The organism is Maritalea mobilis, assembly GCF_004363175.1.
Taxonomy (GTDB): Bacteria; Pseudomonadota; Alphaproteobacteria; order Rhizobiales; family Devosiaceae; genus Maritalea; species Maritalea mobilis.
Genome location: NZ_SNYR01000001.1, coordinates 1320306 through 1337532 on the forward strand (window position 1 = coordinate 1320306; position 17227 = coordinate 1337532).

The 17227-nt window shown below is 49.8% G+C and carries 15 protein-coding genes and 1 tRNA gene; 7 read left to right on the top strand and 9 right to left on the bottom strand.

What is annotated here, in order from left to right:
• Positions 1–505: 505 nt before the first annotated feature.
• The 7 genes from ATL17_RS06295 to ATL17_RS06325 form a co-directional block, all read right to left on the bottom strand.
• The gene (locus ATL17_RS06295; RefSeq protein WP_133571892.1) at positions 506–1093 is read right to left on the bottom strand and encodes a hypothetical protein; all 588 of its coding nucleotides are present in this window, start codon (positions 1091–1093) and stop codon (positions 506–508) included.
• A 100-nt stretch (positions 1094–1193) separates the two neighbouring features.
• On the bottom strand, positions 1194–1523 hold the full coding sequence (locus ATL17_RS06300) for a DUF3768 domain-containing protein (RefSeq protein ID WP_133571893.1): 330 nt from the start codon (positions 1521–1523) through the stop codon (positions 1194–1196).
• Complete coding sequence (locus ATL17_RS06305; RefSeq protein ID WP_133571894.1) at positions 1523–2176, bottom strand: hypothetical protein; 654 nt, start codon at positions 2174–2176, stop codon at positions 1523–1525. The genes ATL17_RS06300 and ATL17_RS06305 overlap by 1 nt, the downstream gene beginning before the upstream one ends.
• 232 nt (positions 2177–2408) lie before the next feature.
• Entirely contained in the window at positions 2409–4166 is a 1758-nt protein-coding gene (locus ATL17_RS06310) for a DUF927 domain-containing protein (protein WP_133571895.1), read from the bottom strand.
• Positions 4167–4325: 159 nt separating this feature from the next.
• Positions 4326–5183, bottom strand: a complete 858-nt coding sequence (locus tag ATL17_RS06315; protein WP_133571896.1) for a hypothetical protein — start codon at positions 5181–5183, stop codon at positions 4326–4328.
• Between the two features lie 10 nt (positions 5184–5193).
• The gene (locus ATL17_RS06320; protein WP_133571897.1) at positions 5194–5598 is read right to left on the bottom strand and encodes a helix-turn-helix domain-containing protein; all 405 of its coding nucleotides are present in this window, start codon (positions 5596–5598) and stop codon (positions 5194–5196) included.
• Positions 5599–6171: 573 nt separating this feature from the next.
• Positions 6172–6248, bottom strand: a tRNA-Met gene (locus ATL17_RS06325).
• Between the two features lie 251 nt (positions 6249–6499).
• Between ATL17_RS06325 and ATL17_RS06330 the strand changes: the two genes are divergently transcribed.
• The gene (locus ATL17_RS06330; RefSeq protein ID WP_133571898.1) at positions 6500–7144 is read left to right on the top strand and encodes a YiaD family glycine zipper/OmpA-like lipoprotein; all 645 of its coding nucleotides are present in this window, start codon (positions 6500–6502) and stop codon (positions 7142–7144) included.
• A gap of 70 nt (positions 7145–7214) precedes the next feature.
• Here the strand turns inward: ATL17_RS06330 and ATL17_RS06335 are convergent, their stop codons facing one another.
• On the bottom strand, positions 7215–8441 hold the full coding sequence (locus ATL17_RS06335; protein WP_133571899.1) for a retropepsin-like aspartic protease: 1227 nt from the start codon (positions 8439–8441) through the stop codon (positions 7215–7217).
• A 178-nt stretch (positions 8442–8619) separates the two neighbouring features.
• On the opposite strand from ATL17_RS06335, the gene ATL17_RS06340 reads away from it, so the two are divergent.
• Positions 8620–9849, top strand: coding sequence for a putative DNA modification/repair radical SAM protein (locus ATL17_RS06340; RefSeq protein WP_133571900.1), 1230 nt, complete (start codon positions 8620–8622; stop codon positions 9847–9849).
• The gene (locus tag ATL17_RS06345) at positions 9846–11321 is read left to right on the top strand and encodes a UdgX family uracil-DNA binding protein (protein WP_133571901.1); all 1476 of its coding nucleotides are present in this window, start codon (positions 9846–9848) and stop codon (positions 11319–11321) included. Before ATL17_RS06340 ends, ATL17_RS06345 begins: the two co-directional genes overlap by 4 nt.
• Here ATL17_RS06345 and mnmA read toward each other — a convergent pair.
• Positions 11318–12457, bottom strand: a complete 1140-nt coding sequence (gene mnmA / locus ATL17_RS06350; protein WP_133571902.1) for a tRNA 2-thiouridine(34) synthase MnmA — start codon at positions 12455–12457, stop codon at positions 11318–11320. The two genes, ATL17_RS06345 and mnmA, sit on opposite strands and share 4 nt — an antisense overlap.
• A gap of 282 nt (positions 12458–12739) precedes the next feature.
• Between mnmA and ATL17_RS06355 the strand changes: the two genes are divergently transcribed.
• The 4 genes from ATL17_RS06355 to fliF all read left to right on the top strand — a co-directional run bounded on the left by ATL17_RS06355 (position 12740) and on the right by fliF (position 17224).
• The gene (locus ATL17_RS06355; RefSeq protein WP_166638913.1) at positions 12740–14275 is read left to right on the top strand and encodes a flagellar hook-length control protein FliK; all 1536 of its coding nucleotides are present in this window, start codon (positions 12740–12742) and stop codon (positions 14273–14275) included.
• A gap of 11 nt (positions 14276–14286) precedes the next feature.
• Positions 14287–14958, top strand: coding sequence for a flagellar hook assembly protein FlgD (locus tag ATL17_RS06360; RefSeq protein WP_133571904.1), 672 nt, complete (start codon positions 14287–14289; stop codon positions 14956–14958).
• A gap of 148 nt (positions 14959–15106) precedes the next feature.
• Positions 15107–15385 carry a CtrA inhibitor SciP gene (gene sciP, locus ATL17_RS06365; protein WP_133571905.1) on the top strand — a complete coding sequence of 93 codons (279 nt, stop codon included), beginning with the start codon at positions 15107–15109 and terminating at the stop codon, positions 15383–15385.
• Positions 15386–15589: 204 nt separating this feature from the next.
• Positions 15590–17224: a flagellar basal-body MS-ring/collar protein FliF gene (gene fliF / locus ATL17_RS06370; RefSeq protein WP_342775928.1), complete on the top strand. Its 1635-nt coding sequence runs from the start codon at positions 15590–15592 to the stop codon at positions 17222–17224.
• Positions 17225–17227 lie beyond the last annotated feature (3 nt).

Genomic DNA, 17227 nt, shown 5'->3' on the forward strand with positions numbered 1-17227 from the left:
GTTGGGAAGCTGGGCTATAGGACACCTAGGTGGATTAGCGCGTGGTAACTTCTACGCCATCTTGCTGAGCAATCGTGAGCAGCATTACAGCGAGTATGAAATCACGTCCAGTTCTGTGGAAGCCATCTCGCAAAGGCTCTAATGATGGCACTAATTGCGGGAGAAAATCTAAGCCAATAGCATGACACTGTTTTTTGGACTGAAACGAATGAAAATCGCCCCAAAATGGTGTGCTCCTGACGAGTATGGAACACTGGTGGACATTGCCGGCTACCAAAGAACTTGAGAGCTACTCGAGGCGGCAGATGCAGCTGAGCGAATGGCCAATACCGCCGTTGCCACAACCTTCGGCAATTGGTCAAACGGCGGAGTGTGTAGTGAAAAAGGGCCCTCAGATTCACGTCGACCACGCGCTTCAAAACTGCCTACCACCAAATGAAATGCCCCCCAGCGCCCAATAAAGCCCTTTTCGACGGCGCTTGCTGCTTGAGGGGGGGGTAGCGCCCTAAAGCCTCACAACCCCCGTGTAATCAATCATACGGCCATTCTCGAGCTTGATTGCGGCACGATAACCACGCTTGCCCGAAACCGAAAACACGATCTTGTCGTCGGTGTACTCTATCAGCTTCAGAAGGTTGCCTTCCGCGTCCTGCAAAAGCTCACTGTCAAAGTCACTATCGCTTAGACCAACTTCAATCATAAACTCTTTGTTGTGTTGTGCGACTTGTGCCGCTTGCACACGCTTCTTGCGGTCTTTGATACCCCAGATGTTGCCCGCGATGGTAGAAACCAGAATAAGGCCAAGAGCAATCAACAGCGGCAGGCCACCCATATCCTCCATTGCCAACAACCCAACAGCCAAAAACCCGGCTGTACCAAGGATGATCAAAATTGCTGATCCAAGATAGGTCACAAAGAATTTGTAAAGTGGTCCACGACCAAAACCGAGATATAAATTGCGCCACCCAAACGCAATCATGAGGATGCCGATGATCGCCCAAATGATGGGATTCTTTTTGGCCGCACGGTAAAGGTCACGTCCAAAGCTGGCACCAAAGCCAAACGTTGCGGCAGTTGCAAGTTGTTCAATCATAATCTGTTCCTAAAACTTTCTGTCAAAATGTGCGGGGCTTTGTGCGCCACACCTTTCAGTGTGTGCGGGGATCAACTTTTATTTTTGATCCCCTTTTGTTCTAATATTCATTCGCACACATGATTGTTAAAACGCGACAGGTTTGGCTGGGGTCTGCCGGGTCTGATGAGCCACATTCCAGTTTGGGATCGTAATAATCGATTTTCCAAAAATAGCGCTCCCCCTGCATATCAATGGCCGCAAAGTCATGCTCGTTATGGGGATCATTATCTTCATCGAATTGATCGAATGTCCTCACCTTTTCAAGGAGGGCAAGCTGGCTATCAATTGGCAACTCACTAATGCCTGGTGTGATGAAGATCTGGCCACCCTGCATATTGGATCTAAACGCATCATTGAGTTGGCGAATGCGCACATTGGCGGTCAGCATTATTCTATCTCCCAATCAAGCTCTGTCACATCAACCTTTGGGTGCAACAACGCCAACTGGGTCACATCACGTGTGATTGGGTCGATCTCAGGGTAATCGCGCCATTTGAGCGTATAGGTCGTTGCATTGACCTTGCCCACGACAACAGCGAGATAAAAGGCTTCATCATCCTCCTCGATGTCACGGGTCAGCACCAGGCTGCCCACACCCATTTTGGACCAGTCCTGTGGCGGCGCACCCTTTGGACGCACAGGGCCATCCACAGCCTTGCGTTCACTTGCTGGCGCCTCCTTTGCGTCACCAGCTTCAGCGGCACTACCATCCACAACCTGTAAATGCGATGTCTTGGGCTTTTTAGGCGCGAGCTTGGCGAGTTGCTCAAATACGGTATTCTGGATGCGGGGCATGAACAGTTTGCCGCTGCGCTCAAAGACACGTCCTTTTGGCACACGGTTGGCCAGGGCAAGCGCTTCATTGCTCTTCACGACCAGCGTTTGAAAGCCATCTGCCTTTGCGCCCTTTTTCGCGGCCATTGCGTTGTCTGCGGCAAACCATGAGCCTCTGGCAGGCTCGGTGCCATCCTTATGGAAAACTACTATTGCGGGTTGATCACTTGAATCGACAAGCGGCATCTGTCTGGCTGATTGTGCCATGGTAAATATCTCCGTATGTGAAGGGAATTGTTTTGGGGCAGCTCAAAGGCCTGCCGCGAGTTGGCATGACTACCAACAAAAAGAGCGGCCCGAAGGCCGCCCGCTAGCTTCAATGCATTGCATCAACGCCACTTCATTATTGCACAAAACTGAAGAGTTGTCAAGTTTATCGTTTATATTCAGATACTTAGACCAAGCCTCAGGTGACAAAGAATTCAAAATTTCTTCTAAACTATTGCGCCTTTTTGCTTCTGGTTTTGCGCTTCTTTTTTCTCGCCTCACGGGAACCAGATCTTTTGTTGGTCGAGCCACCGTCATTGGGCTTTGTCGCCTCTAGCTGTTTATCCAACTTGGACAAATCCAAAACTATGCGTCGCTGACCGCTTCCATTGATATTCACGCTTTTCGTGATTTCCCCATTGCTGCCTGAACAGCAGATGCCTTTTTGAACCAAAACTTTTTTTATGAAGGCTTGGCGCGCGTATCTAGCATTTTGATTTTCTGGCAATAATTCATCAAAAAGACTGTCGAAGGCCTTTGGTGTTAGGATTAGTTGACCATTGCTTTTGTTTATGAACCCAGCCTCCTGTTTAAGCTTGGTATTGGTCCGGACCTGCGTTGCATCATAGGCTGCGAACAACTCCGCGTTTCGCGCATCAATCAGACATTTTTGAATGTGTTTGAACTCAACTTCATGGCCAAATGCGGACTTGATTATCTCTTTGTACGCCCACCTGCATGCACGTTGAACGTCTTGTTTCGTGCAAGGCAAAAGTTTAACAGCCACCGCAACCAATCCAGCAAACTCAATCAACGCAATCTTTGCAGCGATGCGGGTTTTCCGTGGTTCATTTGTCTCGCATTTCCGAATAAATCGTTCGGTAGACAACTCAACCAGTCGTTCGATTTTGTCGTGGTTCCGCATGAGAAATCTCACCCATTTACAACCTGCTGTTCCGTGGTATCTTGCAGCATTTGCAGACAGGTATTCTGTTTGTTGCCTGTCTAACGGTGGCTCATTTTTTCTTAACGCGATCGAAGGGTCCCAGATGCCATAGGGGGTTTCCGGAATGAGCACATCCAACAGCCTGACGCGATCGCTATCCTGCAATTCTCTTTTTGCAGCAATAGCCTGTGTAATCGGCTTTGGGCTAGAAGACAACGCAATGGTCTGATAAGTACTTCTACCTTCAGCGGCAGCGAGTTTGGATATTCCCTTCGGTTTGCCAGCGGTTAGGGTATGTATTAATTGAAAGGCATCTCCCATTCTTTTTGAGAGGCTTCCGGTATTAGTCTCCAAGTCATCAAGAATATAAATATTGTCGTTGTAGACAAGCGCTGTTTCGTCGATACGGGTTTCAGTTTGCCGCCAGCCCGGGAAATCATTTGGATTCCCCCATACAGACGCTGCGGCTTTCACAATAGTTGTCTTGCCAGTGGAGGATTTCGCAGCAAAATTTATGATCATGGTTTCTTGCAGGCCCGAAAACTTCAACAATGGCCCTGCAAAGGCTGAACATAATGCAAATAAGCTCACCTTAGATTTCGTCATCGGCCTTGCGACGTGTTCTACCCATTCGTCTAAATCACCAGCGAGCTGGCCATTGCCGACATCAGGCAGACTACTCATATCTAGATACGCCAGACGACCATCACCCAAGTCGGTAATAGGCTCGTACAATAGGTAAACCCAATCATCGCCAAGCTGATGCCAACCAACTTTTTTTGTGAGCAAGCCAGCTTTTTCTGGCAGTGCTTCGATAAGCTCATCCACATCACAACGATTAAAATCGGCACCAATTTTTTGCAATTCTGTTTTAAGTCGTACCCTGTTCAGAAAATGTTCAATCTCAAGAACATGCGTTGACAATCCGCGATTGTCAGTCCGCTCAACACGCAACAAGACGACATCAGTTCCAGTGGTTGGATCGTGAAGACGGAATACACCTGCACATTCTTTTGCGGATTTTGTTTTGTTTTTTTTGCCCATGATTTCACTCCTTTTGCTAAGTGATGGTGACAAAATTTGAATGTCACGACCGTTGCGACCAAATTGTTCGGTCGCAAACGTCGCAGCGATTGCTAAATAAGGCTGGGCGGGCAAACATGGCGTACTTGGCAGCCTGTAGTGTACCACCCCAAACCATTGTTATTTCGTTCTACGGCCCCCATTGACGCGCTTACGCATTGCGTTCTTGCGTTTGTGGGATTTACGATTCATCAAACGTGACGACGGCTTATGAAAGCAATCATTGAATGGATGTATGAGCCGTACTTGCAATTTGGCCCTATCGCGTGCTGGATAATTGCGCGCATTTCGCAGCATTAGACGACTGCCGATTGGCCATCGTGCAAGAAAGGCACGAAGCTCTGTTTCATACTTTCTGGGTAAAGAACCTCTAAGCTTCCCCTTAGGTAAAGAGCGGCGATCACCCCTAGGAAAAAACACACTTTTGTAGGTGTAGCTAAGAGCTGAAAAGAAAGTCGCTCGATCAACTGTCGCGTGCCTAATCGGCTTAGATGCGAACTCTGACCTGGGATAGGCAGGTCTCAAAGCTTTTAAAGATTCTTCTTTGCTTATCCCATGGAGCATGAGATGCAAATGGGGCTGCCAGCCGACGATTTCGCCATCTACTATCAACAATGCAATGTCGAGACCGCCAACAATTAAAGCATCGGATATGTGCCTTTGCAGCCGCCTTGCGTGCTTTTTAACTTCTCGAGCTAGATTAAGACGCTCACCGAGCTCACCAATTGGTATTGGAGGACCATTAGGTGTCAAGCAAACCGACACCCAGTCTTTTTTATGAAAGCCAAGACTTTTCGCCTCAGAAACGAGAGACCGGCGCAGTCGTCGGAGGCACTTGTGGCAATGCTCCAGTTGACAGCAGTTCTTTGGCGTGCAGAGAGGCACCTGGTGGCCTTCATTTGTCAAACCGCGCAATACATCCTTTGCGCGGCCATCGGCCACATCGAAGGTTTCAAAATCCTTGGGTAGATATTTCATAGCCACCTCCCTAATACTGGCTGGTGTTGCGCCTTACGCTATTCGCGATAAAGACCTGTAGATCGCTATAGCGGTAACGGATGGTGCGGTTGGCCAGCTTCAAAAACACAGGACCACCCCCTGCACTGCGCATATTGGCGAGTGTCTTGACCGAAAGGCTCAGCACCTTCGCCGCCTTATCCGGTGTCAGCATGTCGTCGGGGTTGTATTGAGGTGTTCTGGTGCGTTTGCCGGAACGCTTGAGTTTGCTTACACGCCTGCGCCTTTTCCGCACCATTTGTTTTGGAAACTCAGCTTCAAGTATGCTTTGGGCGTGATCTATATCGAGCTTGTCGGCGCGAAAAAGCATTATCAATATCTGAATCACCACGTAGGTGAAGTCAGCTTTGGAGATATTCGGTAGTAAAGATTGCATCGATTGCCATCTCCTATTCACGTTAAAATTGGAGCGTGAATTTTGAAGATGGCTGTTAGAGACGAAAAAGCCCAAGCGCCGTTCAAATCAAAACCCACGCAAGACGGCTAACAGCGAAAGCGCTAGATAACCGGTTCTCGGTTGTTTTGTTTGAATAGCCCTTGGGCAAAATGCCTTCGGTGTACCCCCGCAGGAAGGTAGCTGTATCTCCGTCAAGTGGAGAAATCGAGATCAAACTACGCTGCTAATTAACAGAGCCAAACACCCACTCAAAGCATGGCGAAGCTCCAAAGCATCCGGATTTAAATATACACCAACATCACCCCATGTCAAGAGGACATAAAGAAATGTTTATATCTTCACCCTACTAGCTCAAGTCTCAGCACCAGAATTTTGTGGGTCGCATTGTTAGTAGCAATAACACGTTAGGCGTAGTGTTGCGTCTTATCAATGGCAACGACGGCGTCAGTTACTCGCACGCGCTGCTACCTATTTGCTACTTATCGGCACATTGAGGCAGGTTAGACTTAGCACTTCCAAGCTCACAACCGGCTGTATTAATGAGAAAAATTTTGGTAGCGGGAGAGGGACTTGAACCCCCGACACGCGGATTATGATTCCGCTGCTCTAACCAACTGAGCTACCCCGCCCCGAAAGACATATCTATAAAGATAGGACAAAGCTGTTTCGCTTTGCTGCGGGGGATATAATGCGGGGCAAGCCTTAATGTCAAGCTGCAATCATGCAAGAAATTTGACATTTCTCAACTTATTTCCCACCCTCCATGCAACGGTGAGGATTCCCATCAAGAAAAAATTATGTAAACAAAATTGAACCATCTTTTTCCTGCCGCATTATCATTTAAGATACAGGTAAATTTTGCCAGCAAACCGAGGCCAATATGAAAAAAGAATTATTACTCGCAACCGTGGCTGCATTCAGCCTTTCGGCTTGTACAACAACAGGGTGGAACTCTAACGCCGTTAAGGGCGGCGCAGGTGGCGCAGCCGCTGGCGCAGTGGCCGGCTTGGTTTATGCATCCGTTGCCAACAAAGACGCCCGCACAGCCGCGCTGGTTGGCGCTGGCCTAGGCGCTCTTACTGGCGCAAGCGTTGGCGCTTACATGGACCGGCAAGAAGCCGAATTGCGCAACAGCTTGGCGAACACAGGCGTAACCGTTACTCGCCAAGGCGACCAGATTATTCTGAACATGCCATCGAACGTAACGTTCCGCACAGACCAGTCTAATGTTGAGCCGCAGTTCTATGAGACATTAAATTCAGTGGCTGCTGTGTTGCAGAAATATCCAAAAACATTGGTTGATGTTTATGGCCACACCGATTCAACTGGCTCAGATCAATATAACCTTGAGCTGTCTAACCGTCGCGCCATGTCAGTGGCCAACTATGTTTCTGGCCGTGGTGTAGACCCACGCCGGGTATATGTGACTGGTTACGGCGAGTCTCAGCCAATTGCGTCTAACGCAACAGAAAGCGGCCGCGCGCAAAACCGTCGGGTAGAAATTCAGATTTCACCTTTGACTTAGTCAGCACGGCTGTCGAATCTAAAACGCCCCGCAAATTTTGTGGGGCGTTTTTTGTTGAAGACCTTACATCTCAAAGCTTAGGCACATGAATGCGCCGCACTTGGCCATCGCGCACCACACGAAGATCAGCGCTTTTGCGAGGGTCAAATTGCCCGATCAACCAGTTAATCTGCCCGCACCTGTTACCCGATTTTGGCAATGCCGCCGAACGACCATTGATGCTGTGCACCTTATCGCCCAATTGCAGCCCAGCATTCGCGGCCTTTGATCCTTTATAGAGTTGCACCACTTCGGCCTGCCCATTGCGATAAGAAATTGAGTAGCCCGCTTCAGCCTTCGCGGAGGCGGCACGACCACGCGGCTCCAAAATAAAGGCACCATTGGGATAATCCAATGTCACAACATGGTCCTGCATGATCCCGGCGCCAACCAATGTGGGGGGATGCGCCCGAGTTGTGGCACGCACATCGCGCAATATATATGAGCCAATTTCAAACTGCTTGAGGGTAAACCGCGCCAACTCCTCAACTTGCCCCATGCCCCCTGCACTTTCCCCCTGATAGCCTGCCCCAATCATGGTGGTGCCAGGCGCAATTGCACCATGCACCTGCGGATTATTCGCTACGGCTTTAAACAAGACGACATGCTCGGAATTACCCGTATCGAACAAAGCTTTTTCCGCTACGCCGCCCACGCGATAGTCAATGATGGGCAAATGCGGATATCCCGTATCATAAAGCTTTTCACGCCGTGCTTTGGTCGACACGCCCAAAGCAGTTGCATTGGCGGCGATAGAAAGTTTTGCTGCCGCATGATCAATGCGCCACGCGCTGCCCGGCAGCAATTCCGAACCCAAAACGCCGTCGGTGATAAAACAATGCCCAACATCCAATCCGCTAAAATCATGCACCAACACGGGCACATTTCGAAAGATGCTGCCGCCTAAATCCAGACGTTCCAATACCGCAATGTCCATGGTCAATTGTGTGCCGTTGGCATCGACACCCTTATTGCGCCCCACAGCGTTTAAGCCGATCTTTTGTGCAAATTGGCTGGAGAAAATGGTTGGCGATCCGGTGTCAAAAATAAACTCGCCCTTGGTGCCATTGGCAACCGCCTGAACATAATATTTGCCGCGTTTAATCTCCATCGGAATATGGCTGACCGCAACCGTGCGCTCGATCATTTTCTTTGCAGGTGCCGGCTTTTCATCCAAGGAAATATCGCCACGAAATTTGCATCCTGCCAACCCGACGCATAATGCCAACGCTACTACCGATAAAACAGACTGTTTCATCCAAAACTCCTAATACTCAACTCAACGCTATATAGCGTTTAAATTTTAAAAATTCAAATAATACTTTAATTTTATAATGCAATAATTATGAACCTTCGATGACAACACTTTAACAAGCATCTGCAATCGAACTCCAATTTCCATTGACATTTTCACCTGGAACATATAGGGAACATTTATGCAAAAATCTTTGAAAGAACGATTGGCCATTTTGTCCGACGCGGCAAAATATGACGCTTCCTGCGCCTCAAGTGGCACCACAAAACGTGATGCGATGGAGAGTGGTGGCCTCGGCTCCACCGAAGGGATGGGCATTTGCCATGCTTACACGCCAGATGGGCGTTGCATCTCGTTGCTGAAAATCTTGATGACCAATTTCTGCATTTATGACTGCGCCTATTGCATCAATCGCTCCTCCTCCAATGTGGCCCGTGCCCGCTTCACGCCAGAAGAAGTGGTGTGGCTCACTTTGGAGTTTTACCGCCGCAACTATATTGAAGGCTTATTCTTGTCCTCGGGCATTATCCGCTCATCAGATGACACGATGGAGCAAATGGTCAAAATCGCTCAAACATTGCGGCAGGAACATAATTTTCGCGGATATATTCACCTCAAAACCATTCCCAAAGCGTCAGACGATTTGATCGAAAAGGCCGGCCAATTTGCCGACCGCCTGTCGATCAATATCGAACTGCCGACAGATAAGGGACTGGAGACCTACGCCCCTGAAAAGCAGCCGCAAAATATCCGCAAAAGCATGGGGCAATTGCGGTTAAAAATCGAAGAGCATGGCGAAAAATCATATAGCGGCAAACGCAAGCGCTTTGCCCCTGGTGGCCAAAGCACCCAAATGATTGTGGGCGCAGACGGCGCAAATGACGCGACGATTTTGGGATCCAGCGCACGCCTCTATTCGAGCTACGGACTGAAACGCGTTTATTATTCCGCGTTCAGCCCCATCCCCGACAGCTCAAAAAACTTACCCCTGATCAAGCCGCCGCTCATCCGCGAACATCGACTGTATCAGGCCGATTGGCTGTACCGTTTTTATGGCTTTGACGTGCACGAAATCACGCAAATCGGGCAGAACGGTATGCTGGATTTAGAGCTTGACCCGAAGCTGGCCTGGGCCTTGGGCAACCGCGGACGTTTTCCCGTTGACGTGAACCGCGCCGATAAAGAGATGCTGCTGCGCATCCCCGGCTTTGGCTTAAAAACGGTCAACCGCATTTTAAGTGCCCGCAAACATAAAAATCTGCGCCTTGAAGATTTAGGGCGCTTTGGCGTGTCCACCGCAAAAGCGCGATATTTTATTGTCGCTGACGGGTGGTCGCCACACCGCACCCTAGACCGCGCGAATTTACGTCAGCTTTTCGCACCACAACCTGAGCAATTACAACTGCTATGAGATATCAGGTCATTTTGGAAGGCCGAGGTGATCTTGAAGAATGGCGCAATGCCGCTAGGGCCTATGTTTGCGCAAATATTCGGCCTGAATATATGGAATGGGTAGTTGAAAAGTCAGCGCCAGACCTGTTCAGCGCGACTGAGCGGCAGCACACGCCCGTCTTGGCACATTTGCGTGAGCATATATTTGTGCCTCCGGCTTTTTTGAAGCTGGCTGAAGCCGCAATATGCCACACCGCACCGGACCGTTTTGATACTCTATATAAGGTACTGTTTCACCTGCAAGATGATCGGTTTCTGCTGAACGACCGCAGCAACTCAAACATCGCACGCCTCCATCAATTGGCCAATAATGTGCGCCGCGATAGCCACAAAATGAAAGCCTTTGTACGCTTTCGCGAAGTGCCCAACGCAGCGGCAAACAGGCGACGCTTTGTGGCCTGGTTTGAACCGGATCATTTTATTGTCGAGCGCACCGCTCCCTTCTTCCAAAAACGCTTCACCGATATGGATTGGCTGATTGCATCTCCCAAAGGCACCGCCGCTTGGGATGGCACGACCCTTAAAACATCACGCAAACCCTCGCCGCGGCCAGAAGCGACGGACCAGATGGATGAACTTTGGCAAACCTATTTTGCCAATATTTTCAATCCGGCAAGATTGAAGCTGAAAGCCATGCAATCTGAAATGCCGAAGAAATATTGGAAAAATATGCCAGAGGCGGCGTTGATCCCTGAACTCATCGAAAAAGCAGAGGCACGGGTGCGCAACATGCATGCAGCACAGGCAAAGCAACCGCCAACATTTCACCAGCGTTTACAAGAAAAATGGAAAGCAGAAGGTGAAGTGCCCTCGCTTTTGTCGCCCTTTGAGCAGTTGCAGCACCAAGCCGCGCAGTGCACAGCCTGCAGCCTGCACTGCAACGCAACCCAAACGGTGTTTGGTGAAGGCGCAACTGATGCATCAATCATGTTTGTGGGCGAGCAACCCGGCGACCATGAAGATTTGACAGGCCGTCCCTTTGTTGGCCCCGCGGGTGAATTGTTTGATCAAGCGCTCAATGCTGCAGGGATTGATCGTTTAAAGATTTACGTCACCAATGCAGTGAAGCACTTCAAACATATCCAGCGCGGCAAAAGACGACTGCATGAACGCCCAAACACGCAAGAAATTGAACATTGTCGCTGGTGGCTGGCGAAGGAATTGGGACTGGTGCAACCCAATGTGGTGGTCGCCATGGGCGCAACGGCCTATCTGTCCCTTTCGGGAGAGCGGAAACCCATTGCGGAAATTCGCGGCGCACCCATTCCCATGGCCAACAATATAATGATGCTCGTCACCACCCATCCGGCAGCGATTTTGCGCATGCCGGATAAGAGAAAGCAGGAAAAAATGCGGGAGATATTTGTGCAAGATATACGGGCAGCCACACATTTATGCGCAACGCTGCCCGCAAGAAACTTAAGCCCTTAAGCGGCTGCGCTCACAGCTTCGGCAATCCAGCCGCCGCCAAGCACTTGGCTATCTTCGCTGTCATCAGCGTAAAATACGCAGGCCTGACCAGGCGAGACACCATGTTCTCCGGCAACCAGCTCCACTTCCACTTCACCATTTACAACGCTAAGCTGCGCGGGCTGTGGTGGGCGTGTGGACCGCACTTTTGCTTCAATGCGAATGGGGCCCATTTCTTCAATTTCACTAAGGCTCATCCCGCCCAGCCAATTCACTTGCTTAAGCTTCACCGCACGGGTGGCCAGTGCTTCATAAGGGCCAACAATCACGCGTTTTTGCTCAGGATCAAGCTTGACCACATAAAGCGGCTCGCCCGCTGAAATACCCAAACCGCGGCGCTGGCCGATGGTGAAATGGATAATGCCATTATGCTGGCCGAGCACACGCCCATCCATATGCACAATATCGCCCGGATCAATAGCTTCAGGGCGCAGCTTTTGAATGATCTGCGCATAATTGCCATTGGGCACAAAGCAAATATCTTGGCTATCGCTCTTCTCGGCCACCACTAGCCCCATATCGCGGGCAATGTCGCGCACTTCATCTTTGGTCATCCCGCCCAGCGGAAAGCGCAAATAGTCGAGCTGTTCCTGGGTGGTGGCGAACAAAAAGTAGCTTTGGTCACGGCTGTGATCGATGGGACGATAAAGCGAATATTGACCATTGCTTTGACGCGACTGAATATAATGTCCTGTCACCAACACATCCGCGTTCAATTCGCGAGAGGCTTCTAGTAAGTCCTGAAACTTGACCGTCTGATTGCACTTCACACAAGGGATAGGCGTTTCGCCGCGCAAATAGCTGTCGGCAAAATCGTCAATCACGCTTTCGCGGAACTTGCTTTCATAGTCAAAAACATAATGCGGAATGTTCAACGACGCAGCCACGCGGCGCGCATCGTGAATGTCCTGTCCGGCACAGCAGGCACCTTTGCGGTGAATGGCCTCGCCATGATCGTAAAGTTGCAAGGTGATGCCGATAACATCGTAACCTTCGCGTGCCATAAGCCCGGCCACAACCGAACTGTCCACGCCGCCCGACATGGCCACCACAACACGGGTGTCCTTGACGGGTTTATCAATACCCAGAGAATTCATTTTACCATCCTAATTGGGGTTAAGGGCCAACGGATAAGGCTCTGCTCATACCAGCAGATGCAGTAATATTCAATCAATTTGCATGAGCCTCGGCAAGCAATGCTGGGCAATTAATGCCGCGTCATCCGGTTAGATTTGCCGCCGAACCATATTCAACGCGCATGCACAGCCAAACGGAACCAACAAAATCGTTACATTTCAATATCTTACAAAAATTACTAAAACTGGCCCGTTACTTGCATGGTTAATGCTGGATAATTGTCAGGTTTGATGGGTGCACACGTGCAAGTAGGTCTACAAAACACACCATTGGTTGATTTTCTTAGTTTCGCGGGCGACGCACAAGGTGCGCTTGAAGGCGACGAAGATGCCGTAAACGGTTTTGAAGCGATTTTGGATGCGCTCATGGGTGGCGATGCGAGCGATATGCGCGCAGCCTTGCACCTGAAAGCCGAGCTAGGTCCATTGACCGGCGAAGGCGAGGTTGAAGTAGACATGAGCGCCATTAAAGATGCGCTTGAAAAGCTGAAGAACGCCCTAGCCCCAGTCGCCGCAGCATTTGATCAATTGCTTGTGCCAGCCCCAAAGCAAATTGCTGATGCCCAAAATGCGTTTGCAGAACTGGCAAGAGCGGTGAACAACCACCCCAAACGTTATGATGCAGCGACCTCGCTGCCAATGGGTATGTACACCGATCAGTTTGGCGCGCTACGTCAGGCAGAAACGGCACAAAACAGTCAAGGCAATCTGCTGCAATTGGGTAAACTGCTGCAACGCTTAGACACCTTACTCGGCGATATGGGCGCGCAAAATGGCAACGCCAATAAAGCAAATATTGACGCGCAACTGGCTGCCCTAGGCACGGACACTGAATTGAGCCCAAAGGAAAATGAAAAACTTTCGCTCAATATTCACGAAATGATCAAACGGTTAGAGGGGCTATCTGAAAAGCTGCCTGAAACCGCCCAAGCCGCCATCGCCAAACTCATTGATAAAAAATCTGCTCAGATTGGCACCGACGGCGAAGCCGACCCGATGGCCAAATTGATGGCAAGTGAAGATGCTGGCTCTAAAAAAGCACTGCAAAATAGCAGCGCCTCAAATTTGATCACCGCAGCCTTGGAAGGCAAGGAAGCGGGCCAAAAAACTGAATTTGGCACCAACCGTGATGGCGCATTCACGCAAAATCAATTGATGGCAGATCAGCGCTATGCAGCGCAACGCCCCGCCCCCAATTTGGCCCAAGCGGCAAAAATGGCCAGCGAACTGGATGTGACCGAAACAGTGGGCGACAAAATACTCAATATTCAGCGCAGCGAGCAATTGCAGCAAACCCAAATCCATTTGGACAAGGTTGCCCATCAACAAGCGCCACAAAAGCAGATCAATCTGCCGGCAATGGCTTTTGAGGTGGTGCGGCAAATTCGCAATGGCGCACAGCGGTTTGAAATTCGCCTCGATCCTCCCGAAATGGGCAAGATTGACGTTCAACTTGAAATGGAGGGTAAAAATGTAACCGCCCGCCTGACCGTTGAACGTGCAGAAACACTAGACTTTTTGCAGCGCGACCAACGTGCTTTGGAACGCGCCTTGCAGCAAGCCGGCTTGAATACAGATAAAGCCAACCTGCAGTTTTCACTAAAGCAGGACCAAAATGGTGGCCAAGGCCAGCAATTTGGACAAGAGCAAAAGCAGCAACAAGCTGGCTTAAAGGGTGACACAGACACCTTGGCCAACAACGCACAAAGCATCACCGAAAACCCATCTCTTGTGTTGCGCGGCACCGCGCGACCGGATGGATTAAACCTTTGGGTTTAGGAGAATAGATTATGGTTTCACCCACATCATCAGTAGGTTCTGGCGCTGGGGCTGGACAATCAGAATTGGCAAACTCCCGCAAAACCATTGCGGAAAACTTCGATACATTTTTGTCCATTCTGACAACACAGCTTAAAAACCAAAACCCGCTGGACCCGCTGGACACAAACCAGTTCACTTCGCAAATGGTGGAATTCACAGGTGTTGAGCAACAGCTGAAAACCAATGAATATCTAGAAGCCTTGATCAACGCGAACCAGCAAAATTTCGCGTCTCAAGCTGTATCCTATATTGGCAAAGAGGTTACCGCCTTTTCTAACCAGGCATCGCTGGAAAATAGTGAAGCAAAGTGGACTTACGGCATGACCCAAGATGCCGAAGAAGCCAACATCACCATTAAAAACAGCGCAGGCGCAGTTGTGTTCACCGAAAAAACAAAGCTTGAAAGCGGCGAACATGATTACACTTGGGATGGGATCGCAAATGACGGCTCCATCGCGCCAGATGGCAAATATTCAATTCATATTGAGGCCACAAATGCTGATGGCGGTAAAATTGACCTTTACACCATGACCGCAGGTATGGTGGAGACCGTGGACTTTGCCGGCAGTGAACCAATTCTGGTTGTAAATGGCACAAAAGTTGAAATGTCAGCCGTCGCAAAAATCGGTTTGCCGAGTTAATCACCTCGGCCAACCCCAATATTTTCCGGGACTTCCGGGCATTTTTCTCAACTCTTAATCAAATCTGACCAAGGCCTTAGCCAAATTTTAAGAGCATCAGGCTAGGCTAGCTCTATTAGTTTTAGGTCAGGTTTGAGTAGTGAGTAAAATGACCGCACAAATGCGTCCACGAGTAAAATATGTCATCGGGCCTGATGGCAGCCCGTTAACAATTGCCGATCTTCCCCCAACCAACACCAAACGTTGGGTGATCCGTCGTAAAGCAGAAGTCGTTGCCGCGGTACGTGGTGGTTTGTTGAGTCTTGAAGAGGCTTGCACCCGCTACACCCTTAGCGTTGACGAATTTCTGAACTGGCAAGCTTCCATTGATAAACATGGTTTGGCCGGACTGCGCACTACTTGGGTGCAGCATTATCGCGACCACTAGGCAAAAATCGCTCTAAAGCGACTACAAATTTTCAAAAGCCCGCCATTTCTGGCGGGCTTTTGTTTTTTACACCACTTTTTTCCCAAATTAATGCACTTTGCGCGAATAGTTAATACAATGTTTACCTTCTGCTAGGTAATTTTTGCCGAGTGGGGTTTTGGATGGTTTCCCCTCGAATCAGACATTTGTAACTCGGGTGGTATTGTGAATAGTTTTTCAGCGATTTTGGCGAGAATGGGAATGGCACGGGTGGCGGCGATGGCCGTAACCGCTGTGCTAATGATCGGCTTCTTCGCATTTTTGATTTTCCGCGTTTCAACACCGCAAATGGCCCCGGTTTATTCAGGCCTGTCCTTTGACGATTCCGCAGCAATCACCAAAGAATTGCGCGCCATGGGCATCCCATTCGAAATCCGTGGCGATGGTGAAGCCATTTCCGTACCGCGCGACCAAATCACCACCATCCGCATGCAACTGGCTGAAAGCGGCCTGCCAACCCGCGGCCAAGTTGGCTATGAAATTTTTGACCAGCAAAACACATTGGGCGCCACAAGCTTTGTGCAAAACGTAAACCATTTGCGCGCACTTGAAGGCGAATTGGCCCGCACAATCTCTTCACTCGCTCGCGTAAAATCTGCACGGGTGCATTTGGTGTTGCCTGAGCGTGAATTGTTCCGCCGTGAAGCCAAGCAGCCTTCTGCCTCTATCGTTTTGGAAGTGCGTGGCGCACTTTCCGCTGGCGAAATTCGCTCCGTACAACATTTGATCGCCTCAGCCGTTGATGGCTTGAGCCCAAACATGGTGTCCATCGTTGACAATGCAGGCACCTTGCTTGCTGCGGGGACAGACGGCGGCGAAGACACATTGGTTTCAACCGCGATCGAGGAACGCACATTGGCAGTGGAAGGCCGATTGCGCAATCGCTTGGAAGACTTGTTGGAAAATGTTGTTGGCGCAGGCCGTGCACGGGTTCAGGTTAGCGCTGAGCTGGACATGAACCGCCTCACCCGCACTTCTGAAAGTTTCGACCCGAATGGCCAAGTTGTGCGGTCCGCCCAAACTCGCGAACTTGCCAATGAAGCCCAGGGCCCAGCAAACAATGGTCAAGTTTCAGTAGCAAATGAATTGCCGGGTGCCACACAAAATGCAGGCGACAATGGCGGCAGCTCAGAACAATCTTCAACCACTGAAGAGACCATCAACTACGAAATTTCCAAGGTCACTGAAACTCAAATCATCGAAGCGGGTGCCATTAAGCGTTTGTCTGTCGCAGTTGTAGTTGACGGCATTTATGAAAACACACCAGAAGGCAATGCCACCTACGCGCCACGCTCTCAGGATGAAATCAACCAAATCCGCAATTTGGTGAACTCAGCCATCGGCTTCGATGCAGACCGGGGCGACCAAGTTGAAGTGGTCAACATGCAATTCGCTGATCGGCCAGACCTAAACTTTGAACCATCTGAATCAAGCATTTTTGACTTTACCCGCGACGATATGTTTGCAGCGCTTGAGATGGCTGTTACACTTCTCATCGGATTGGCATTGGTCTTCTTCGTCATGCGTCCATTGATCAAACGTGTGCTAGAACCAGAAGATCAAACCCCACTTTTGATGGCCGCAGCCGAGGCAGCAGCCGCTGAAAAATCAAAAGCCGTAGCTGATCAAAGCGAGCAAGCCGGTGGCAAAACAGGCGGTGCAAAAGATGCTTGGTTGGAAGAGGTGCAAAGCCTAGGCCAAGCACAAATTCAAGCGATTGAAAAAGTAGGTGCGCTTGTTGAGGAAAACCCCAAGCAAGCCTCAATGATCATCCGCAATTGGTTAAATCAGGCAGCGTAATAA